19 protein-coding genes, 1 pseudogene and 1 riboswitch are annotated in these 22,248 nt (G+C 36.5%); of the genes and pseudogenes, 6 read left to right on the plus strand and 14 right to left on the minus strand.

Annotated features, from left to right (window positions below; translation table 11 throughout):
• Positions 1–490: 490 nt before the first annotated feature.
• From ACEN33_RS04720 to ACEN33_RS04730, 3 genes are all read right to left on the minus strand, one after another.
• The gene (locus ACEN33_RS04720; protein ID WP_407094656.1) at positions 491–1,489 is read right to left on the minus strand and encodes a D-2-hydroxyacid dehydrogenase; all 999 of its coding nucleotides are present in this window, start codon (positions 1,487–1,489) and stop codon (positions 491–493) included.
• Between the two features lie 192 nt (positions 1,490–1,681).
• Complete coding sequence (locus ACEN33_RS04725; protein WP_407094657.1) at positions 1,682–2,353, minus strand: vancomycin high temperature exclusion protein; 672 nt, start codon at positions 2,351–2,353, stop codon at positions 1,682–1,684.
• A gap of 186 nt (positions 2,354–2,539) precedes the next feature.
• Positions 2,540–3,580 (minus strand): branched-chain amino acid aminotransferase, encoded by a 1,041-nt coding sequence (locus ACEN33_RS04730; protein WP_407090437.1) that lies wholly within the window; start codon positions 3,578–3,580, stop codon positions 2,540–2,542.
• A 219-nt stretch (positions 3,581–3,799) separates the two neighbouring features.
• On the opposite strand from ACEN33_RS04730, the gene ACEN33_RS04735 reads away from it, so the two are divergent.
• Positions 3,800–4,468 (plus strand): hypothetical protein, encoded by a 669-nt coding sequence (locus tag ACEN33_RS04735; protein ID WP_138404287.1) that lies wholly within the window; start codon positions 3,800–3,802, stop codon positions 4,466–4,468.
• A gap of 55 nt (positions 4,469–4,523) precedes the next feature.
• Here ACEN33_RS04735 and ACEN33_RS04740 read toward each other — a convergent pair whose 3' ends face one another.
• The 4 genes and pseudogenes from ACEN33_RS04740 to cls all read right to left on the minus strand — a co-directional run bounded on the left by ACEN33_RS04740 (position 4,524) and on the right by cls (position 9,855).
• Positions 4,524–5,825 (minus strand): RNA polymerase subunit sigma-54, encoded by a 1,302-nt coding sequence (locus tag ACEN33_RS04740; protein WP_407093486.1) that lies wholly within the window; start codon positions 5,823–5,825, stop codon positions 4,524–4,526.
• Between the two features lie 118 nt (positions 5,826–5,943).
• Positions 5,944–7,290 carry a polysaccharide deacetylase family protein gene (locus tag ACEN33_RS04745; RefSeq protein WP_407093487.1) on the minus strand — a complete coding sequence of 449 codons (1,347 nt, stop codon included), beginning with the start codon at positions 7,288–7,290 and terminating at the stop codon, positions 5,944–5,946.
• A gap of 34 nt (positions 7,291–7,324) precedes the next feature.
• Positions 7,325–8,268: pseudogene (locus ACEN33_RS04750) on the minus strand (neutral zinc metallopeptidase).
• Positions 8,269–8,295: 27 nt separating this feature from the next.
• On the minus strand, positions 8,296–9,855 hold the full coding sequence (gene cls / locus ACEN33_RS04755) for a cardiolipin synthase (RefSeq protein WP_407094658.1): 1,560 nt from the start codon (positions 9,853–9,855) through the stop codon (positions 8,296–8,298).
• 171 nt (positions 9,856–10,026) lie between these two features.
• On the opposite strand from cls, the gene ACEN33_RS04760 reads away from it, so the two are divergent.
• Positions 10,027–10,470, plus strand: a complete 444-nt coding sequence (locus ACEN33_RS04760) for a YaiI/YqxD family protein (RefSeq protein ID WP_407094659.1) — start codon at positions 10,027–10,029, stop codon at positions 10,468–10,470.
• A gap of 77 nt (positions 10,471–10,547) precedes the next feature.
• Here the strand turns inward: ACEN33_RS04760 and ACEN33_RS04765 are convergent, their stop codons facing one another.
• From ACEN33_RS04765 to ACEN33_RS04790, 6 genes are all read right to left on the minus strand, one after another.
• Entirely contained in the window at positions 10,548–11,165 is a 618-nt protein-coding gene (locus ACEN33_RS04765; RefSeq protein ID WP_380706379.1) for a hydrolase, read from the minus strand.
• Between the two features lie 309 nt (positions 11,166–11,474).
• Positions 11,475–11,837, minus strand: a complete 363-nt coding sequence (locus ACEN33_RS04770; RefSeq protein WP_138404293.1) for a metalloregulator ArsR/SmtB family transcription factor — start codon at positions 11,835–11,837, stop codon at positions 11,475–11,477.
• 50 nt (positions 11,838–11,887) lie between these two features.
• Entirely contained in the window at positions 11,888–12,637 is a 750-nt protein-coding gene (locus ACEN33_RS04775; protein WP_407093489.1) for a CPBP family intramembrane glutamic endopeptidase, read from the minus strand.
• 9 nt (positions 12,638–12,646) lie between these two features.
• Positions 12,647–13,798, minus strand: coding sequence for a hypothetical protein (locus ACEN33_RS04780; protein ID WP_407093490.1), 1,152 nt, complete (start codon positions 13,796–13,798; stop codon positions 12,647–12,649).
• 26 nt (positions 13,799–13,824) lie between these two features.
• Positions 13,825–14,532 (minus strand): HAD family hydrolase, encoded by a 708-nt coding sequence (locus ACEN33_RS04785; protein ID WP_407093491.1) that lies wholly within the window; start codon positions 14,530–14,532, stop codon positions 13,825–13,827.
• Between the two features lie 103 nt (positions 14,533–14,635).
• Positions 14,636–15,343 carry a hypothetical protein gene (locus ACEN33_RS04790; protein WP_407093492.1) on the minus strand — a complete coding sequence of 236 codons (708 nt, stop codon included), beginning with the start codon at positions 15,341–15,343 and terminating at the stop codon, positions 14,636–14,638.
• A 211-nt stretch (positions 15,344–15,554) separates the two neighbouring features.
• Here ACEN33_RS04790 and ACEN33_RS04795 point away from each other — a divergent pair, with 211 nt between their 5' ends.
• From ACEN33_RS04795 to mgtA, 4 genes are all read left to right on the plus strand, one after another.
• Entirely contained in the window at positions 15,555–16,283 is a 729-nt protein-coding gene (locus ACEN33_RS04795) for a glucosamine-6-phosphate deaminase (RefSeq protein ID WP_407093493.1), read from the plus strand.
• A 110-nt stretch (positions 16,284–16,393) separates the two neighbouring features.
• Positions 16,394–17,110 (plus strand): helix-turn-helix transcriptional regulator, encoded by a 717-nt coding sequence (locus ACEN33_RS04800; protein ID WP_407094660.1) that lies wholly within the window; start codon positions 16,394–16,396, stop codon positions 17,108–17,110.
• Positions 17,111–17,328: 218 nt separating this feature from the next.
• Positions 17,329–18,138 carry a helix-turn-helix domain-containing protein gene (locus ACEN33_RS04805; protein ID WP_407094661.1) on the plus strand — a complete coding sequence of 270 codons (810 nt, stop codon included), beginning with the start codon at positions 17,329–17,331 and terminating at the stop codon, positions 18,136–18,138.
• 114 nt (positions 18,139–18,252) lie between these two features.
• A riboswitch (M-box (ykoK) riboswitch) is annotated at positions 18,253–18,419 on the plus strand.
• A 242-nt stretch (positions 18,420–18,661) separates the two neighbouring features.
• A complete protein-coding gene (gene mgtA, locus ACEN33_RS04810; protein ID WP_407093496.1) occupies positions 18,662–21,304 on the plus strand; it encodes a magnesium-translocating P-type ATPase in 2,643 nt (880 codons plus the stop codon).
• Between the two features lie 90 nt (positions 21,305–21,394).
• Here the strand turns inward: mgtA and ACEN33_RS04815 are convergent, their stop codons facing one another.
• Positions 21,395–22,219 (minus strand): helix-turn-helix domain-containing protein, encoded by an 825-nt coding sequence (locus ACEN33_RS04815; RefSeq protein ID WP_407089621.1) that lies wholly within the window; start codon positions 22,217–22,219, stop codon positions 21,395–21,397.
• Between the last annotated feature and the right edge of the window lie 29 nt (positions 22,220–22,248).

Here is a 22,248-nt window from a genome sequence, read left to right on the forward strand (position 1 = left end):
AGTTCATCCGTGGTAAGATGGGTGTAGGTCATTTGTGGTCACTCCTTTGTATTCTTTGGTCGGAATTACAAGTTGAGTGTACCACAAATGGCTGTTTTAGTTGTCTAGCTTAATTTTACAATTGGCGAACAAAAAACCCCTGTCAGATTTGATTAAAATCTAACAGGGGTAAAGAACTTCTCTTATCCTCTATATAGGTGAACCTCTTTGATACACCCGCTTTAGATTTTAATCTTTCGATTAGTTATCTATGCGGGCATCATAATTGACAGCTCCTCATAGATACAAACGTTATCGTTTACGGTTTGTATCTATCGTTGTCAGATACAAACACTATCTAAAGTAGCTGTAAAAATATGCTGATAATTGTATGCAAAGATGTTTAGTCATCGAGAATGTTCCTTTCAGTACGTTTTTGTTGTATCTAATATAACTGACTCATTATTAAAAGTCAACACATATTCTATATTATTTTTAATCTTTTTATCATTTAATTCACACGATGCTCATCTGTCCCCGTTTTAATTACTTCTAAAGCTGAGTTTAATCCACCTTCAACTAAGTTTTGAACAGCAATATCTGTGTAATAAGCAATATGTGGCGTATAATGAATGTTTGGATGATTAAGAATTTGAAGGAAGACTTCATCTTCAATTACCTGGCCTTCCCAATTTTTTGGAATAAAAGGCCCTTCATCTTCATAGACATCTAAGGCAGCATTTTTAATTTGTCCACGATCAATCGCTTCAATTAAGTCTTGAGTCTTCACAATCTTACCGCGGGCTGCATTAATTAACGTTGTGCCCGGCTTCATCTGATTGAATAAATCATGGTTAAACTGGTGATAATTGTCTTCAGTCAATGGCATGTGGATGGTCACAATATCAGCATCTTTGATCGCTGTTTGCAAGTCAGGTTGATAAACTACATGCTCTTTGAACTCTTCGTGTTCGACAATATCATACCCAACCACTTCAGCGCCAAAGCCATGTTTATATATTTTTGCGACTCTTGATCCAATTCGACCGACACCGATAACAGCTACTTTTAAGCTTTGAATCGAATGACTTCGAATGCTTGGCTCCCAGGTGAAGTTTTGTGACGCCACCCTTTGGTCGATTTCATCACTGTTTCGAATCAGACGCATGGCAGCGTAGACGGCAAACTCTGCGATTGATTCTGGAGAGTAACTTGGGACATTTGTAATGATGACATCATTGTCACTCGCTGCTTTTAAATCATACATTTCATAGCCGGCGCTTCTTTGAGCAATAACTGGAATCCCCAACTCTTTGAGCTTCGAGTAGACAGGCTCTACAATATCGGAAACTTGCATATTCGTTATCCCATCAAAGCCTTCTGCTAAGTGAACTGTCTCTGGCGTTATATATTCTGGTGTCATTTCGACATGAATCGAATGCGCCTTCGACCATTGCTCCATTACCTCTGCTTCTTCTGGTGTCACACCAAATGCGATGATTTTTGTCAAATGAATCTCTCCTTTTAATCTAAAAAAGCCCGTTCAGATTTAACTAAACGGACTTTCAAGTGATGTCGTTGAATCAATTTATGCACCGTTTATTCTTGTTGTCGCTAACCAAGATGGTATAAGATAAATTGTTAAATTCATATTACGCTATTATGTGACTCAAGTCAATTTATTTTTAATTGAATTCTCATTTTAATTTAATTCTTCTTTGCTGTCGGTTAAATCACCTGAGTGTTCGAGACTAAAGCCGAGATTCATCTCCGGTTGATCATCTTCATATCCTAGGTAAACAATCCCAAAATCCTTCAACCTAGCAAATACCTCTCTAAATTCGCGTTCAAAGCGAGTAGAATTTACTTCTTCAGCAGCTACCCCAAGCGCCTCACAGCCTAAGCCTTTAGCAAGTAGTAGAGCTCGCGGAAGGTGGTAACCTTGAGTGACAATCACAACTTGATCCACACCAATCACTTCTTTTAATCGGTATAAACTTGCATGTGTGGAATAACCTGCATGATCTAAATAAATTTGCTCACTTGGCACCCCTTTGTCGACTAGATATTGTTTCATAACGCCGACCTCATTGTAGTATTGGTCCGCATGATCTCCACTCATAATCAGCGGATTATCTGGATTCTCCAAATGAATTTCATATGCTTTATCTAAACGATTCGCTAATATTTGACTCGGGTATTCATTATTTACAACGCCCGCTCCAAGTACAAGGATTGGCACATCATCATTCATAGTTTGATTTATTTCGTTCGCATCGACGATATTCGAACTTGTTGAGAGAATAACAAACAAGTTAATTCCAATCACAGCTAGGGCAGCTAATGAAACAACGGTTAAAAGAAACTTGCCCACGCTTTTTATAATAAACCAAATAAAATTAACAATAGTAACGATCGATATTCCCTCCCTTGAAATTTGACTGTTTAGTATATTACCAATCATTTTTAAGGGGTTCAATATATAACCGTTATATTTAATAAATAATTATACTTTAATAAAAAAACTACACTATCAAACGATAGTGCAGCTTTAATAAACTTATTTAGTTACATCGACGGTTTGAACCCAGCCTTCAGGTGCTTCAACGTCACCCTTTTGAATTCCTACTAATTCAGCATAAAGTTGTTGGGTAATTTCCCCTACTTTAACACCGTCTGTATAAGTATACTCTTTATCACCATGCGTAATTGAACTGATTGGCGCAATGACCGCAGCTGTACCCATAGCTCCCGTTTCACTGAACTGGTCTAATTCATCCACATAAACATCGCCTTCGACAACTTCTAAGTCTAAACGGTTTTCTGCTAACCAAATTAACGAACGTTTCGTAATACTTGGTAGAATCGATGGCGATTTAGGTGTGACAAATTTATTATCTTTTGTAATACCGAAGAAATTCGCAGAACCAACTTCTTCAATCTTCGTATGAGTCGCTGGATCTAAATAAATCGCGTCACTATACCCTTGGTCCTTCGCAAGTTTTCCTGGTAAGTAACTACTTGCATAGTTTCCACCAACTTTTTGTGCTCCCGTTCCTCTTGGTGCCGCACGGTCAAAATCACTCACTAAGAATTTAGACGGCGCCATTCCACCTTTAAAATACGGTCCCACAGGCGTCACAAAAACAGTGAATAAATATTCTTTTGCAGGTTGAACCCCAACTGTATCGCCGATTCCAATTAATAATGGACGAATATATAAAGTCGCTCCACTTTCATAAGGAGGGACCCACTCTTCATTGGCACGTACAACTTCATGAATTGCGTTAATAAAATCTTCTTCTGGATACGCTGGCATTAGTAATTTTTCAGCTGAATCTATTAAACGTTGTGCATTTAATTCTGGACGGAATAATTGAATTTCGCCTGTTTTAGTGCGGTAAGCTTTCATTCCTTCAAAGGCTTGTTGTCCGTAATGAAGTGCTGTTGATGCTTCAGAGATGAAGACATTCTTTTCTGTTTCAATACGTCCTTCAGACCACTCGCCATCTTTATAATATGCACGGAATTTTTTTCCCGTATCAATATATCCGAAGCCTAACTCGACCCAATTAATCGTTTCTGGTGTTATCTTAGTCAAAACTCTCATCCTTCCAATAATAAAATCATAGTCATATACTACAACTTATTGATTAAAAAAGCTACAATTCTATGAGAAAAATATTTGAATTGTCTCATAATACTTTATTTATCCCTTATTTAACGTGTATTGCAATATACTTGTTATCTTTCTGTTATAGATTCATGTTACAATGCTTATACAATTTTACAAGAATATGCATGTCGAAAGGAAATATATATGAAGAAACTTTTACTACTCACTCTACTTTTCACTTTAAGTGGGTGTAGTTACTTTACGAGTGAACCTGAAAGTGTCACGACTCCAAATCAAGAAACGCAAACAGAAAGTCAAAGTGAGGAAGTTGCTCAAGAGGCAACTGAATCAACGCCAGCGAATAATACCTTTGACAATGTCTTTAACGAAACAGTTATTGGACAAGATCGCTACCCTGCGACAACGTTACCTGATTCAATTCCCATTAGTGACTTACGTGTAGCCATCGATGAGTTCTACACAGAAGCGATGCCAGAAGACGAAAAAGAAATGAATTATGAAAAAATAGATCCTGAAACGATCGAAACACTTCAAGAAACATTCAGTGAAAATGAAGTCTACGAGCCCCTTGATATTACCGTGGACCAAATTTCGCTTGAATTAGGTGGCGAAACAAATTATATCGCGCGTATCGTTGTTGGTATGCCTTATGAAGAAGCTGAGGATTTAATTGAGGAACATGATATTTTAGTCCTAAATGAAGCTCTCAGCCAATTAGAAAACCGTTTAGTACTCTTAGCTCATTACGATGGAGAGGCTGATACATTAACGCCGTATCATTTAAATAATAGTACAACGAGTATCTTCTCGCTCGCAGATTCTGAAGGCGAAACTTCTTCAGATTCTGAATAATAATTTATGACATAGTAAAAGCCCGTCACACTGTAAAAAGGTGACGGGCTTTTGTTTATTTACCTAAACTTTTACGGTAATTTTTAACAATTTGTTGGCCTACTATGATTTTATCTTCGAGTAAGATGCTTACGATTTCTTCATCCGTGAGCTCTCGATCAGAATCATCAATTATTTGGCTAATCGTATCTTTAATATAATTTGCAGACAGTCCATCACGTGTTAGTGAACGGGATGTATTAATAAAGTCTGTAAAGGCTGAAACTTGCTTGTTAAATTCGATATTCTTATTCGATGCAATATGGTACACAATCGGCTCAGGTAAGCGGGTTTCTTTCGCAATATCCTTCATCGATAACGTTGCCTTATATTCATCTTTCCCTAAGAAATAGCGTTTGTGGGCTTTAACCATACACATGACCACTTCTAAAATTAGTTGTTCGCGGATACGCAAGTTATCTGCTAAGCGTTGGTAGCCTTCTTCATGCGGCTCAATATAATTATTTAACTCTTCATCTTTTTTAGCTGCCATCTCATCAAAATAAGTCTGGTTAAAAGAAATTTTTGGATAGTATTGACGATTATAGCGTATTTGTAAGCCGTCGCCGACTGGCGTAACAGTTACATCCGGAATCAAGTTAATCTTGTCGACTTGATTAAATAAAGCAGCTGGGTTGGTGCGCAATGTATGGAAGTAATTTACACTTTCCATAATCTCTTCATTAGAAATTTGCGTCTGATCTTGAATCTCAGCGTAATCTTTATCACGTAACTCTTCGAAAAACACTTCTAATAAATAGTATGCTACATTTGGTGCATGTAAGTCCTGTTCCGTTTGTATCATCATCGACTCTTTTAAATCATAAGCCCCAATACCAGCAGGTTCCAATTGCTTAATTAATGTCACCGCATCTAATGTAACGATCACTGGCATATCAATTTTCTTAGCTAATTCTTCTACTGTATAAGGTAAATAGCCTCTTTCATCTAAGTATTCTATCGATTTAACCATCGCATCACGGATATCAGTATGGCGATATAATAATATTTGCTCAAACAAATACGTATCTAAACTTTGGGTACTTTCTTTTAATTCTTCGGCTTGTTTCGTACCTTCAAAACGCTTAAAAGCTGGGATTTGTTGTTCAATACTATACTCTAAATCGATAAAAGGATTATCTAAGATCGCATCTTCTAAATAATAAGTTAATTGCTCAGCATTTAAATCAAGTATATCTAATAATTGCGGATTACTCATAATAGCTGAATTTTTTAACCCTTCAAAGACTTTTACTGACTCATCCTCTTGAATGGTTACTTGATCTAATGGTTCTTTTTGAACGTCACGTTCTTTCATCTTATCACTCCTCTCACTTATCTTCTCTTTAATATTATAGATTATTAAAAGGCTTTCGTCTATTATATCAATGCAGCCGTTGTATTTTCACAACGGCTGCATTTAGAATATATATAGATTATTCCGCAAAGAAACGATGTTGGAAATCTAATTCCATCGGTGTCACGAATTCATACCCTTGTTCAATTAATTCAGGGACAAGGCGCGCCACTGCATCAACTGTATATTGCGCTGTATCATGCATCAGAACGAGCATATCATTTGATAAATTCGCCATCACATTCTGATAAATTAACTCCGCATCTTGAAGTTCCCAGTCTAAGGAATCCACATTCCAAATAATTGACGTCATATCTGAAAGTAGACGAACAACCCGAGGACCTCCCGCACCAAATGGCATTCGGTATAAGGTTGGTGCAACGCCCGTTGCATCCACAATTGATTCTTGCGTCCATTCGATTTCCTGAATTACTTCTTCATCCGAAATCTGGCTGAAATCAGGATGTGAATAACTATGGTTCGCAATGATATGTCCTTCTTCAACTATGCGTCTTGCCATCTCAGGATGATCATCAACATAAGCCCCATAGACGAAGAATGTTGCTTTCACACCATTTTCTGCAAGTATCTCTAAGATTTGCGGGGTATATTCCATATTTGGTCCATCATCGAAAGTTAAAGCAATTTGAGGCGACGGATTGAGTGGTGTTCCTTTTAGTCGTTCACTCAGTACTGGGTTTGCGAAAATCGCATCCAAGGTTGGCTGCTCATAATTTCCGTAACTATGCCCGTTTATAATCGCCGCGACTAAATTATCCATTGATAGATGATATGACTCATAAGTTTGCGCCATATACGGCTGATCCGTAAAGTGACCTGCTTTATCGGTTAACTCATTAGCTAACTGAACAACTTCATATAAGTTACTACGAGTCACTGTTTCAATACTTGTAAAATTCTCCAGCTCACTTCTTAATGCATCCATCTCTTGTAATTTTCCAGGGGCTTGATTTAATAAATCATTGCCTTTAGCCACATATTCATTCTCTTCATCTGGTAAAGCACTTTGAGTTTGAGCAATTAAATCAGGCGTAACTCCTTCTCTAACTAAAGGGACTTCATCCATTAAAGGATTCCCTGCGAATACCGGTGATAAGGCTTCTAAGACTTCAAACTGCGTTTGAGCTTCGTCAACTGTATTATTTAATTCTTCTCTTGAGTCTGAAGGTAGCTTATTGGCAGATATTTCTGCTTGCTGAATCTCCTCTTGGGTGACATCGGATCTTAATACTTGATTATTTTGATCCTCAAACAAGATACTAATATCTTCTTGGGCTGCTTGTAATCTCTCTTCTTCTGACGGATAGAAAGCACTATATAAAACACCCAATACTAAAAACATCCCAAGTACCGATAATAATATTTTCCCAACATCTGATTTGATAAACTCTGATATAAATTTCATTACAACAAGTAGACCTACCTTCATTTTTTACTTTTTATTCATTCTCCAAATACGTATTAAATGTATCTCCGTGTTCAAAATCTCCATATTCAAAGCCGCGCATAAACCAAGCTTGACGTTGCTCTGCTGATCCGTGAGTGAAACTATCTGGTACAACCCGACCGGTTGCCCGTTCTTGAATCGTATCGTCTCCAACCGCAAAAGCTGCTTGTAGGGCTTCATTAATATCCCCGGATTCTAACAAGCCTTCTTCTTGAGCATATTTAGCCCAAACTCCGGCAAAGTAATCCGCTTGTAATTCTAAACGCACATTTAGTTCATTTGCTTCTGTCTCTGACAATGTTTGTCTCACTTCGTTATATTCATCCATCACACCAATTTCATTTTGGATATGATGACCAACCTCATGAGCAACAACATAGGCCATCGCAAAATCTCCTGGCGCCCCGTATTGTTGCGATAAATCACGCCAGAAAGATAAATCAATATAGACATTCGCATCGGCAGGGCAATAGAACGGACCTGCTTGAGAACTTCCAAAACCACAACCAGACGTTGCAGTCCCACCTTCATATATTACCATACCTGGCTCGTCATAAGTCATATTCTCAGTGGAAAATGACTCATTCCAAAAATCTTCTGTACTCGCTAATACAGAAGAGACAAAGTTAAACTCATCATCAGTGACGCCTGTCTCACTTTGTTGCGCCTCATTGTTCACTTGAATTTCATTTGTTGGTTGGTCATATTGTTGCCACCAAGCAAATCACCTAAGCCACCTAAGGCGCCTCCACCTAAAACGGAGAATAGAATGACAGCAAGGACAACCCACTTACCTTTACCGGGTATTAGAAACAACAAATTTAATAATCCCCCACCCATCGATGAGCGTGAGCCCCCTCGGTTACGACCTAAACCACCTGATTGACCACGACGATCTTGAACATTTTTACTACGACGTAAATCTTCCCATTTCATAATTGTTCCTCCATTTTTTTGGTTTTTTTAAACAAATGGTGCTATAAGTCGAAGAACTGCGTCCCAAACACTACCGACGAGACCCACTTGAATATCTTTCAACTGGATACGTCTAGATTTCGCTTGAGAATCTAGAAAATCTTTACTAATATCTTCAATCACTGGGTGATAATAAAACATCGTGCTTGTTTCAAAATGCAAATAAAGTGACCGGTAATCCAAATTAATCGTACCGACGGTTGCTACCTTGTCATCTGAAACAAACGTTTTTGCATGTAAAAAACCAGGGGTAAATTCATAAATTTTAATCCCAGCTTTCATTAACGGCCTGTAAAATGAACGCGTCAACCTAAATACCATCTTTTTGTCCGGAATGCCGGGTGTCATTAAGCGAACATCTACTCCGCGCTTAGCCGCTAATTGCATTGCTGTTTGCAATTCATATGAAATGACGAGATACGGTGTATAAATATACACATAATCTTGGGCATTATTTAAAATTTCACGGTAGACATTCTCCCCTACGGGTTCAACATCCAAAGGCGTATCTCCAAAAGGCTGAACGAAGCCCATCTCATTCATTGCTGCTTCATCTTCTTGTATTTCACGTGTTTCATTCATAATATGATCAATTCGAAATGGCTCATAGGATTCGTCCGTATAATAGAAAGAATTCCACATATTTAAGAATAAATTCGTTAAATTCCATGTCGCTGGACCTTGAATTCGAACCATATTATCTTTCCAATAACCAAAGCGTTCCTTCACATTAATATATTCATCCGCAATATTTAAACCACCCGTATAACCAATCTCACTATCAATAATGACAAACTTTCGGTGGTCACGCGTATTATATACCATTGAAATTAACGGTTTTACCGGATTAAATTTCAAGGCTTTAATTCCTAATTCTTCGAGTTGCTCATCAAAGTCTTTGGGTAAGCGTGTAATTGATCCAAAATCATCATATAGGAACCGAACATCCACACCTTCCTTAGCCTTTTCCTTAAGCACTTCAAAAATTGAATCAAACATAACACCTGTTTCGACAATAAAAAACTCAATAAATATCGTCTTCTTAGCATTCTTTAAATCATATAATAATGGTGACATCATCGCTTCACCATTTGGATAGTACGTTACATCTGTATTGGTGTATACCGGCATATGCGCATACTCGCTTATATAATGACTTAAAGCAGAAAGTCTTTTATCTTTCTTTTCTAAATATTCTTGCGCTGATGGAACCGATGTCATTTCTTTTGAATGCAGCTTTTGTAATAAATCCACGCTTCGACGCATCCAAATTATTGGTCGCTTGTTACCTATCATTAAGTATAAAATCCCACCAAATAACGGGAATAAAGTAATGACAATGATCCAACTCATTCGATATGCTGGACTCTCGTCTTTATTCACTAGATACAAGACCATGATAATTGATGCAAAAGTGAAAGCAAACTGAATATAAGCTGAATAAGAAACGATATTGTTCATAATGATGACAAACCACACAATTTGAACAATAAATGCCACTGCAAGAACTCCCACACGTTCTAGCGTTGACTTTTTCTCTGGTTTCATTCTTTGCATCCCCTCCATAATACTTATTTTTAACTACTATTTATTATAGTAAATATTTGCCCAGAAGACTATCAAACTATAGTCTTATTTTAGCTTTTTTGACTTTTTGTCCTTGATTTATCATAATACTCATATGAAATTCAACTATATACTTAAGAAAGGAGTCCCATTATGAAAATACTTATCGATGCAGATGCTAGTCCAGTAAAAAACGAAGTCATCCAACTAGCCGAAGAATTCCAACTAGAAGTAGTTATCGTCTCAAGCATTTCTCATTATACCTTCGACACTTATCCAGATTTCGTCAAAGTCATCTATGTTGAGACTGGTACAGACCGCGCTGACTTTAAAATCGTTCAACTTGCTCAGCCAGGAGACATCATCGTGACTCAAGATTACGGTCTTGCCTCATTATTACTGCCTAAGAAATGTCGCGTCATTCACCATAAAGCTTACGAATATACACAAGAAAATATCGATCTGCTTTTACATCGCCGCCACTTTAGTGCGATGGAAAGACAAAGCGGTATCCGTACAAAAGGACCGAAAGCTTTTACAGATGCTGATCGCAAAAAGTTTTCACAATTTCTGTTACACATCATAGAAAACTCATAAGAATGCCTATTAAAATAGAGCCAAAAGGTTAAGTGATTCTCAACTCCCTGCTCAATGTAATAATTCTGATTTGTAATTTAGTTAGACTGCGAACGATAATTAACCATGACTTCTGCAAATATTTCAGCACTTGTCGGTGGTGTAAAGGTAATAGCATTCGCACCCGCTTCGATCGTTTCTTCAATTGATTCCTCAGTTGGCCCTCCGGTCGCAATGATTGGCACCATCGGTCCCACTTCATCACGGATTTGTTTAACCAAGGCTGCTGTATTGGCTCCTGCCGATACGTTCAGCATGTCTGCTCCAGCGTTTAGCTTCGTAATATAATCATCTTTGTCACTCGCAATTGTCGCAATCACAGGAATATCAATGCGTTTATTGATTTCTGTAATCACTTCTTTCTTCATCGGCGCATTGACAATGACACCATAAGCTCCCATTTGCTCAGCTTGAAAGGCAAGGTCTACACTTCTTTGACCGGTCGTTGTTCCACCACCCACTCCAAGGAAAACAGGCACTGAAGCTACGTCAACGATCGATTGCATAATAGTTAATTGTGGCGTAAATGGATAGACAGCAATCACGGATTGAGCATTACTGTTTTTGATAATCGCTACATCCGTTGTAAATAAAAGTGATTTAATCCGTTTTCCTAATATTTTCACTCCAGATGCTTTATAAATCGCATCGGGCATTTCAACAATTCTTGTTTTTAACTCTGCTTGAAATTCAGGAATATGCTTTTCTTTCTTTTCAGGTTGTTCAGAAACAACATCTGTTAAAATAATACGTTGTTCATTGTCTTCTGTTATTTCCGTTGTAACAGCTTGATAACTTGGTCCTGGCTGTTCAAATCGATCACTGTTAAATTTTTCTTCGTTTGTCATAATTCACACTCCTTAATAATACTTCTACCATTCTATACAAAAAAAGACCACAAATTAAAGTTTTCTCACCTGCGGTTACCGAGAGTACTTTCTTTGCGGTCTTTTATAATTTTCCTATTAAACTTTTTCAGTCATCATCGAAATATCTTTCGCTACATCTAGTAAAGACATCACTTCTTCATTTTCTAAGGCATAAACAACACGTTTACCGTGTTTTTCTGACGTTATCACACCACTGTTACGTAATGTAATTAAGTGATGAGACGTCGTTGCGACTGACGCATCGATAAATCGTGAAATTTCATACACGCATAATTGCTTATAGTGCGCTAGGAGTTCTACGATTTTAATTCGATTTAAATCACCTAATACTTTAAATATATCAGCTTTACCTTCTACTATATTAGTGTCAATTATATTTTTAACGTTAGCCATTTCCAAATCTATGGCTTCGTCATTTAGGCATTCATATTGAGACATATTGTCACCTCTCATTTTACAAATATTATAATTTGGTTATCACCATAGAATTATAGCATTTGTATTGACATAAATCCAATGAAGTTTTGAATGATATGTAAAAGAATTGGATATTCAAGGCGTCTCGTATATAAATAAACAAAAGTAAACCCTGCAGATAATACAAAGTACACCATGAAATCAATCCAGTTAGCTGGACCATGTAACATCGTAAAGATGACTGCAGCCACAAATGCCCCAATGATTGGCATTAAAGAGAATGTATACTTCATGATTAATCCTCTTAAGATATACTCCTCAGTAATCGGCGTTAAAATAACGATATTAATAAACATTAAAATTGGGCTCATATTTTGAACTAAGGACTCGACCGCCGTTTGGTTTCCTGGTTGGACGTAATCCGGTGCCGCAATCATAGTAATTATATTAAGTAGCACTTGAAGTAAATAAATGAATACATATATTTTCAGTGCTGTGGCAATATTTTGCCAAGTAAAAGTTTTAAAATCAAAAAATTTAAAGCCTAAAAGCTTGCCTGTCACAATGATTAAAACTGTTAGACCAAGCGTCTGTAGAAAATACTCCATCGGTGCATGCGTCATTAAATTAAGTAAATTACCTTCTGTCAAAGTTTCAACAGTTAATTCAACTTCAGCATTTAGCGCACCTCTCCGAATGACCCATGTCTCAGCTAAGACCCGTACATAAAAGTAGGCAGCAATCAAAAGCGGGGCTTTCCACCAACTCCCTTTTACTTGATCAGACCACGGTCTCTTTAATTCATTCCATACACCTTGCATAATTTACCTCTATTCTTCAGTTGTCTCGAACAAATCCGGTGTGAGTGTTGCTTCTAGTTCATTGATTTCTTGAATAACATCAAAGCCTACAAATTCAGCGAACTCTTCATAGGAATAAACGATCTCATCTGTGAAATCAATGATCGTCCCCGCACTTTCAAGTAAGTATAATTCAATACCCGTCATTTGCTCCTCATCATTCATCGCAACAAGTCCCATGCCGAACACACCGTTCTCGTAGTCGACGTTCATCGTCCCTTCAATCGCCGTTGTCGCTCGATCGAAGAACTCAGATAACTCTGGGTATTCTTCCTGTTTCGCTTGCGCAATTTCATTGTAAAGTGCTCCAATGTCACCCGCAATCATGACTTGCTCGCCCATCTCGTTCGCTTCAAACGCATTGATGACTTCTTCATGACCCAACCACTCGATCGCAACTTCTGTTAAGAAATCTTCCACTCGAAACATTTCTAAATTGGCACTATTTAAACCACCTTCAGTCGAATCCAATTGCACAACTTTCCCTTGAAGTTCGTCATAGTTTTCTTGAGTGAAGACATAAAAATCTTCCACGACCGTCCCAGCATAAATTTGAGGCTGTGTATTCAAAGCATCGGCAGCATATTGAATTAAATCATCCACTGAAATATGTGCTTCTTGAATGGACTCACGGTCACTTCTTGAGAAGATGGCACTCGGTAAATAAGGAGGTCTTAATTGAGCGGTATAATATTTATCCCCGTCTTTTAATGAGTTTTGAGAGATTAAATCCATTTCCTCACCGACAACAACAAAACTAGCATATTCAACTGAACGTTGTTCTAATTGACTCACACCTTCTAAAAAGGCAAGCGGTGAAGAAGTATCCAAAGCTGATTCCATTGGTACTTCCTCAGTTTCTACAATACTTTCAACTTCCGAACTCTCTTCAGTTGATGCATCCTCTGTTGCCTCTTCTGATGTTTCTTCTGAAGTCTCCTCTACCGATTCATCAGAACTTTCTTGACTTTCTTCTTCAGCTGGAGCTTCCGATGTAGACTCTTGTCCCCACTCAACTGATTCGATGGGAGAGATATTTTCTGCAAAAGTAGTTATGACAGGTGAAGATAAACCGAATAAAAGCGCCAACACAAGGAGGCTAAGACTTTTTTTATTGTTCATTTACTTTATTCCTTTCTAAATGTCTTTTACTGAGCTGCATTAATAATATCTAACGTATCTAGCAATTCATCAAAGTGGCTAATAATATAATCCGCTTCTTTAAGATGCTCACGGTGACTTTCTTCAGTAGCTAAACCAATCGATGCATGTGTATGCTTTCCATACTCCATATCAACCGTTGAGTCGCCGACATAAATCATCTCATCTAAACGAATATCATATCGTCTGGCAATTTCGTGAAGAGCAGTTGGGTTTGGCTTTGGTCCAAAGTCATCGGCACCGCCAACAAATTCAAAGTATTGATCAATGTTTGCTAACTTTAACGTCTCCTCAGCAATCCGGCGATTATCATTGGTAACAACAGCTAATATATAATCATTTTTGAGGGCTTCCAGTGCATTCATTGCGCCGTCCATTACCAATACATGCTCACCGTGACCTTTGACATAGTCTAAATAAGTATCTTCTAAGATTTCTTCAATTTCAGAGACCGGCATATCCAAAATCTTACTAAATTCTCTAGCTTGGTCAATGATACTGCCCGCAGCATAAATTGAATTAGCCACAACCATATCACCTTCCACACCCATATGCTTTCTGAATGCTTCTTTGTCTTCATCATTCAAATCGGTTTTATCTAATAATAAGTTAGTCACATCGACACTTGGTTGGTCCCAAGTCTTTCCTAACTCTATTAATGTTCCATCTTTATCTAAAATAATTGCTTTAATCAATTGAAAGTCCTCCTAAAAGTTGTTAAATTCTCATTTATTGTATCATATTTGTATGCAAAAAAAGAATGCAAACAGTGTATGTTTACATTCTTCTAGATATAATTTAAATTTGTAATCTGAAAAAAATTACCTCATAGATATAAGACAACGGCATGAATGAACTTGACCAATACACCGGAACAAAGTCCGCACTAATTAAAGCTTTGGAAATCATCGGTATAGAATATCTTTGTCTTCTTCCAAATTCCACCATTATATTAGCAAATTGACGAAATGAAGTATTTGAGTTGTTACTGTTTGAAGCCATAACTGTATCAAATGGTAACGTGTTTGCTTCGTTTCCTTGAGTTGATTCGTCGCCTTCAGGTGTTTCATCCACACTTTCAGAAGAATCCATATCTCCAGGTGTTTCTATCGTTGAGGATTCTGGTCGACTGCTTGAGCTATTATCTCCTCCACTTGATTGTGAAGAGGATCCTACTTCTTCTCCGCTTTCTTGGCTTGAACCTGTTTCTTGGCTTGAACCTGGATTTGATGACTCTGGCGGTGTTTCTGATTCATCACTGCTCGATTCTTCAGGTTCAGATTCAATATTTTCAGGTGGATCTGGTGGAGGTGGTAACTCCCCTTCTTCACCATCTGCAATGGGTTGTTCAAAATCATCACGACCATCTTCTAAATAACTTCCTTCGTTTGAAGAGTTATCAATGGCTGCTACTTGAACTTGAGATGTTTGGCTACTTATAAAAATTAAAAGCAACAAAACAACTAAGCCCAAGAAGAAATTTTGCTTACGCTTATTACAATTCATAAGAGCCTCCTTTAGTTTAATTTTTCCTTAAAAGAAATATATCATAATATTTACTAAAGAAGGCGATTAACATACATTTGTAGCCATATCATAATAAATTTAATATAAATAGAAACTATTCTGTCACATTGCTGTAAAATACTAATAAGAACTTGCATAATATAGACGCTATAAAGTAAAATAAATTGTACAAATAACAAGGAGGATATACATGAATATTTTTGTATTTGAAACATCTCTAGAAGCATCACAATACGCTTATGATTTAGTCGCAAAAGCTTTAGAATCTGGCGCAAACACATTTGGTCTAGCTACAGGGTCGACACCTGAGGAATTATACTCAATTATCCGTGACTCTGATTTAGACTTTACTGACGCTAAAGCAGTAAACTTAGATGAATATTATGGTTTACCTGCTGATAACGATCAAAGCTATGCTTACTTCATGAAAAAACATTTATTTGATGCAAAACCATTTGCACAAACGCATATTCCTGATGGAACAGCAACTGATGTTGAGAAAGAAATTGAAGATTACAACATAATTTTAAGCGAGAATCCAGTTGATTTACAAATTTTAGGTATCGGTTCAAACGGGCATATTGGTTTCAACGAACCAGGTAGTCCTTTTGATTCAAAAACGCGTTTAGTTGATTTAACTGACGAAACAATCCAAACGAACAAACGTAACTTCGAATCAGAAGCAGACGTTCCTAAAAAAGCTTTCTCAATGGGGATTGGTTCTATCTTAGATTCTAAACAAATTATATTGATGGCTTTCGGAGAAAACAAAGCAAGAGCAGTTAAAGAGACTGTCCATGGTGAAGTTACTCCTGATGTTCCAGCAAGTGTCTTAAAAAACCACTCAAATACTGTCATCTTATTAGATAAAGCTGCAGCAAGCCAGTTAGATCCAAGTGACTACGAAGTTATTGGCTAATCTGTTCTTTTAAGATGAATAACACAAACGCACATAACCGAATAAATCCTTCGGACTCTCTCTATTACCCTTTTCGCATTCAATCAGATTCCCTTGCAGCAGGTAATTCAGTGTGTTACCCAGGCTTTGCAACTTATACTTTTCTATATGTTACGCAAGGAGCAGGAGAATTAACAACAAAATATGAGACCTTCAGTTTTGAAGGTCCTTTTTGCATACTTATCCCTAGACTCATCCCCTTTAACCTATCATCTGACGAACATTCTCCATTAGATTTACACATAATTGAATACACAGTGAACCAACGGGAGCAGGGTGAGAGAAATCTTGACCAATTTAAGATAGTCAATATAGATAATAATAGTCTAAAACATGCTGTAACACTCTTGTTAAATGAAATTAATTCCCCTTCGAGACATTTTAATGCTATAATGGAACATATTTTCAATTTAGTTATGATTTATGACAATATTAACACGACTCAAATGTATGATGGCCCTGAACACTTCCATATCAGCGAAAATGTTCGCCAAGCCCAGTATTTTATCGAACATAATTTTCACAAAAAAATCTCTGTCAAAGATGTTGCAGCGCAAACACAATTAAGTTCAGATTATTTTATTACTGTTTTTCATGATGAATTGGGCTTGACGCCCCATCAATATATCATTCGCTGTCGGATGAATCATTCACACTTTTTGTTAGAAAATACGCACAAATCAATACAAGATATCGCAAAAGAATGTGGTTATAAATCATCAAACCATTTTTCTACAAAATTCAAGGAATTTTTTGGGTATTCCCCACGAAATTTAAAAACAAAATAATACTTTTACAAAATATATTTATTTTATTTTATTTGTTGAAGTTAGCATGTTAATATTGTTTGTGAGTCAGGTCTTGAGTACGTTTTCGTAGTCATTAGCAAGATACTGATAAAAAAATCGTGAGAATTTAGTAAAAAACATTTATATTATTCATTATGTGTAATATAATGTATTTATAAAAATGATTACTCAATTTTTGAAAAAAGGAGGTTAGGTTTATGTATATATCAAATATTAATTCGTCTTCAATTAAATTACAGTCAATCGAAACTGAAAGTATTCCAACAACAGGTAAATCTATTACTGTTTTTTCAGAAAACAATTTAACATTATTATACATCCTTAAAGGTGCGGCAGATTTCAATGTAAATGATCGAGAAGGTCAAGTTAAGAAACGCGACATGATTTTACTTAATCCTGAAACAACATTGGAATTAACAACAATCCGTAAAGTTGAGTGGATTAAAATCACTTTGACTGGCATTTTATTTACTTCAAGCCTTGATATTGATTCAAAAAGCCAGATGTTCGTAACTGAAGATACATCACAATCAATTAAACGTTACTTAGATCTTGCTATCTTAGAACATACACATCGTTTCCGTGGAACAGAATTAATTCTTAAGAAATTACTTGAGTGTATTATGGTGCACGTGCTTAAGAATAGCGAGTTATCAATTAAAGATGCAAGTGTTCAAGTGAAGAATGATGAAATCGAACGTATTCAACAATACATTCGTAAAAATTATTCACAAAAAATCTCATTGGATGATTTATCAAATCACGTTGGAATCAACAAGTACTATTTAATTCGTCTATTTAAGCAAAAAACGGGTCTATCACCCATTGATTACTTAATTCATGTGCGTTTAGCCGAAGCTGAGAAGTTACTCGCTACTTCAAACATTACCATTTCTAAGATTTCTGATATGGTTGGTTTTCACTCAGCATCTCATTTCTCAAAGACCTTTAAAGAGTCAAATCACTGTACACCCTCTGCTTTCCGTAAGAAGCACAGTACTGATTAAAACTAAATACAAATTTTAAAAGCATTCTGTCTAACAAAATAGATAGAATGCTTATTTTTTAAAATTAAATTTGCCTTTTTCTTCCTGCATGATATAGTTGAGTTTGGAAAATTTAATAAGATTTGTTAGGTGAGGCTCCTATACATACATAGGCTACTGCCCAAAAACGTCCAGAGACGCCAATGGGTATAACAGGAATTGTCGAAATAAGGCTTTTCATAATGTAGCTAACAGTTATTGTTTACGATGTATAGTGCTGAAACTCCACAAAGAATCCGTATAAATTTTTTTTTGTGCGTTTTTTTGTGTCCTCACTTGCATAAGTGAGGGCTTTTTCTATTTCTTATGAATTTCCAACGATTAATTAAAAAAAGGAGGGAAAACAAATGGACTCGTCCAGGATACAGAGATTTCAACTAAATATCGTCGATGCATCAGGTCGTGCCTATTTGTCGACTGTCATAATCTCCTGATGTCTCACACTTTTGAAGTCTCATTAATATTAATTAAGGAGGCAGTAACAATGAAAGACAATAAATTATTAAATTACTTTGACTTAGCAAGTCTAAGCATTCAAGATTTAATGAAACAATTAGGTATAAAACAAGAGGGCTTTACATATCCAGAAGCCGCAGATATTCAAAGTATTGATGGAAAGAATGAAATTAATTATGGTGCAGATAAACCCTTATGGAAAGTGTTTATTGATGCGTTCTCTTCTCCCTTTACACTCGTACTTATTGTACTGGCATGCATTTCATTTTTAACTGAGTATATTCTAGTCAATCCAGGCGAGAAAGATGCGACCAGTGCGGTCATTATCATTTTGCTAGTTTTACTTAGTGGCATGATGTCATTTATTCAATCTGTTCGGTCAAACCGTGCGGCTCAAGCTTTAAATCAATTAGTTGAAGTTACTTCAACGGTGAAACGCGAAGGAACGTTTAGAGAAATCCCAACAGAAGATATTGTCTTAGGTGACATTGTACACCTTTCAGCCGGGGATATGATTCCGTCAGATATTCGTTTAATCCAGACGAAAGACTTATTCATCTCTCAAACATCCCTGACTGGAGAAAGTTACCCGGTTGAAAAATTTGCGAACACGATTATTACAGAATCCGACTCTGAAACGAACTACGACACGTTAGCATATATGGGAAGCGAAGTTGTGAGCGGAACTGCTGAAGGTATTGTTGTACGAACTGCAAACAATACTCTATTCGGACAAATTGCTCAAGATCTCAATCAAGAACCGGTAAAAACTAGCTTTGATAAAGGCATCGAAAGCACATCTCAATTACTTATTCGCTTCATGATGGTCCTTGCTCCAACTGTCATTCTGATTAATGGCTTAACAAAAGATGATTGGTTACAAGCTTTACTTTTTGGAATTTCAGTTGCGGTTGGCCTCACCCCAGAAATGTTACCCATGATTGTCACTTCTAACTTAGTCAAAGGTGCAAGTACTATGGCAAAAAAAGGGACAGTCATTCGAAACCTAAACTCAATTCAGAATTTTGGAGCCATAGATGTTCTTTGTACTGATAAAACAGGAACACTTACTCAAGATAAAATCGTCCTACAATATCATCTCGATATTGACGGCAATGAGAATAAACGCGTTCTCCATCATGCATTTTTAAACAGTTATTACCAAACAGGTTTAAAAAACCTCATGGATGTTGCCGTTATTGAAGCAACCGAAAAAGAATTCGAGATTGAAACTTTTAACTATAAAAAAATCGATGAAATTCCCTTTGACTTTAATCGTCGACGCATGAGCGTAGTTGTCGAAGATTTAACTGGGAAAACGCAAATGATTACCAAAGGCGCTATAGAAGAAATGCTTTCAATTAGTCAATACGTTGAAATCAATGGTGAAGTCCAACCACTCACGGAAGAAGCAAAAGTAAATGTACTGAACACAGTGGATGATTTGAATTCTAATGGTTTACGTGTTCTTGGACTTTCACAAAAAACAAATCCTGCAGGAATTGGCGAACTGTCAGTTAAAGATGAGTCTGACATGGTTCTCATTGGGTTCCTAGCCTTTTTAGATCCTCCTAAAGAATCGACGAAGGAAGCTCTGAATGCTTTAAGAGATCATAATGTTAACGTGAAAATATTGACCGGTGACAATGCTTTAGTTACTCAAGCGATTTGTTCACAAGTTGGAATTAATGCGGAACATTACTTAACTGGTGACATCGTGAGTCAAATGAGCGAAAATCAATTAGCCGAAGCTGTCGAAACTTACAATGTCTTCGTAAAACTCAATCCAACACAAAAAGCAAAAATCGTTCGCTTATTACGAAAAAATGATCATGTTGTTGGTTTTTTAGGTGATGGAATCAATGACTCACCTGCTATGAGAGCAGCTGACGTCGGTATTTCTGTAGATAATGCCGTTGATATCGCCAAAGATTCTGCAGATGTTATTCTGTTAGAAAAAGATTTAATGATCCTTGAAAAAGGGATTATTCTAGGCCGAAAAGTGTTTGGAAATATAATGAAGTATATTAATGCGACAACGAGTTCTAACTTCGGAAATATGTTCTCAGTACTGATTGCAAGTATTTTTCTACCATTCTTACCTATGCTACCCATGCAACTCTTATTCTTAAACTTACTATATGACATCTCTTGTATGTCAATGCCTTGGGATAATGTAGATGAAGAATATTTAAAAGCACCAAAAAAATGGGAATCTTCTAGTATTCAACGATTCATGATTTGGTTTGGACCAACAAGTTCAATTTTTGATATTCTGAGTTTTGCTGTTTTATTCCTAATTATCTTACCGCAGTTTTTAGGTGGTAACTATTCTAGCCTAAATTCAGAAACACAAGAATTATTCATTGCTTTATTCCATTCGGGTTGGTTTGTTGTCTCTTTATGGACACAAACTCTAGTATTATATACATTACGCACTAAAAAGTTACCGTTCATTGAAAGTCGTCCATCAACGGTTATGACCTTTTTCACGTTGTTAGGAATTGTCATTGGGACGATTGTGCCATATACACAATTAGGAACTGCCTTAGACTTAACGGCGCTTCCAGATACTTTTTGGCTTCTGCTCTTAGGTATTGTTATTGCTTACTTAATTCTAGTCACTATCGTAAAGTACTACTATGTCAAACGATACGGTGAGCTATTATAATAATTTTTAACGAGTTCTTCGGGACTCGTTTTTATTTACAAAAAAACCTAAAGTATCGGCTTTACCTTACTTTAGGGAGTGTCTGTTATATTATGAAATACGTTTATTCATTTCTTTTGTATTTTTTTTACGATATTCAGACGGCGTACAATCATTCACTTCTTTAAATGATTTTGAGAAATAGGATGGCGAATGAAAACCGACATAATCCGCAATCTTAGAAACCGTATAATTTGATTCTGCTAATAGTTTTTCCGCTTCAGCTAAACGAACTTGAATGAGATAATCAATCGGCGACAAACCTGTCCGTTGCTTAAACACACGAATAAAGTAATACTTCTTCATGCAAATATGACTCGCTAGTTGGTCTAGCGTCAAACGCTTTGAATAATTCTCTCGAATAAAACGTTGAACTAATTGAATTTCATCGTCCTCAACTTGCACATTATCATCTTTAATCGTCAAATCTTTACTTCTTAATATATGTGCTACCACACATTCAATGAGTTTTTTAGTTATTAAAGCAGTCCCTTCAAACTCATTAGCATCTTCAACAAGCGCTAAATCTAGATAAGCTTTCATTTGGCGTGAGTCATCGTGAATGATATATAGCTGTTTAGTTGAGTCGATGTCGATGCTCGAAATAAATAAGATTCCTGATAAAGTAAATTTTATCCACTCCATCTTACGAAGTGGTTTGATTGTCAGTTTCATCCCAGGATTTAATATGATTAAATTTTCTTTTTTAAATTGCCCATTGCTTAACTTGGTTTCGTAATTTCCTCCACCTTTAATGATATAAAGCAATGTCACCTGATCTTCTGAATAAATAGTTATCGGTTGTTTTGTAGTCATTTCATCTTTATTTATTGCATGTAATTTGATTGATGATGAATTGATATTTGAAATGTACATAACTATCCCCACCCTTTTCTTTAAATATA

It is taken from the genome of Ruoffia sp. FAM 24228 (assembly GCF_045528575.1).
In the GTDB taxonomy this organism is placed as follows: Bacteria; Bacillota; Bacilli; order Lactobacillales; family Aerococcaceae; genus Ruoffia; species Ruoffia halotolerans.

What these genes read in the sequence shown, in the direction of transcription:
- ACEN33_RS04735 (WP_138404287.1), top strand. Translation starts at nt 3,800, where the DNA reads ATGAAGAAACTTTTACTACTCACTCTACTTTTCACTTTAAGTGGGTGT.
- ACEN33_RS04740 (WP_407093486.1), bottom strand. Translation starts at nt 5,825, where the DNA reads ATGAAAGAACGTGACGTTCAAAAAGAACCATTAGATCAAGTAACCATT.
- ACEN33_RS04745 (WP_407093487.1), bottom strand. Translation starts at nt 7,290, where the DNA reads ATGAAATTTATATCAGAGTTTATCAAATCAGATGTTGGGAAAATATTA.
- cls (WP_407094658.1), bottom strand. Translation starts at nt 9,855, where the DNA reads ATGAAACCAGAGAAAAAGTCAACGCTAGAACGTGTGGGAGTTCTTGCA.
- ACEN33_RS04760 (WP_407094659.1), top strand. Translation starts at nt 10,027, where the DNA reads ATGAAAATACTTATCGATGCAGATGCTAGTCCAGTAAAAAACGAAGTC.
- ACEN33_RS04765 (WP_380706379.1), bottom strand. Translation starts at nt 11,165, where the DNA reads ATGCCCGATGCGATTTATAAAGCATCTGGAGTGAAAATATTAGGAAAA.
- ACEN33_RS04770 (WP_138404293.1), bottom strand. Translation starts at nt 11,837, where the DNA reads ATGTCTCAATATGAATGCCTAAATGACGAAGCCATAGATTTGGAAATG.
- ACEN33_RS04775 (WP_407093489.1), bottom strand. Translation starts at nt 12,637, where the DNA reads ATGCAAGGTGTATGGAATGAATTAAAGAGACCGTGGTCTGATCAAGTA.
- ACEN33_RS04780 (WP_407093490.1), bottom strand. Translation starts at nt 13,798, where the DNA reads ATGAACAATAAAAAAAGTCTTAGCCTCCTTGTGTTGGCGCTTTTATTC.
- ACEN33_RS04790 (WP_407093492.1), bottom strand. Translation starts at nt 15,343, where the DNA reads ATGAATTGTAATAAGCGTAAGCAAAATTTCTTCTTGGGCTTAGTTGTT.
- ACEN33_RS04795 (WP_407093493.1), top strand. Translation starts at nt 15,555, where the DNA reads ATGAATATTTTTGTATTTGAAACATCTCTAGAAGCATCACAATACGCT.
- ACEN33_RS04805 (WP_407094661.1), top strand. Translation starts at nt 17,329, where the DNA reads ATGTATATATCAAATATTAATTCGTCTTCAATTAAATTACAGTCAATC.
- mgtA (WP_407093496.1), top strand. Translation starts at nt 18,662, where the DNA reads ATGAAAGACAATAAATTATTAAATTACTTTGACTTAGCAAGTCTAAGC.
- ACEN33_RS04815 (WP_407089621.1), bottom strand. Translation starts at nt 22,219, where the DNA reads ATGTACATTTCAAATATCAATTCATCATCAATCAAATTACATGCAATA.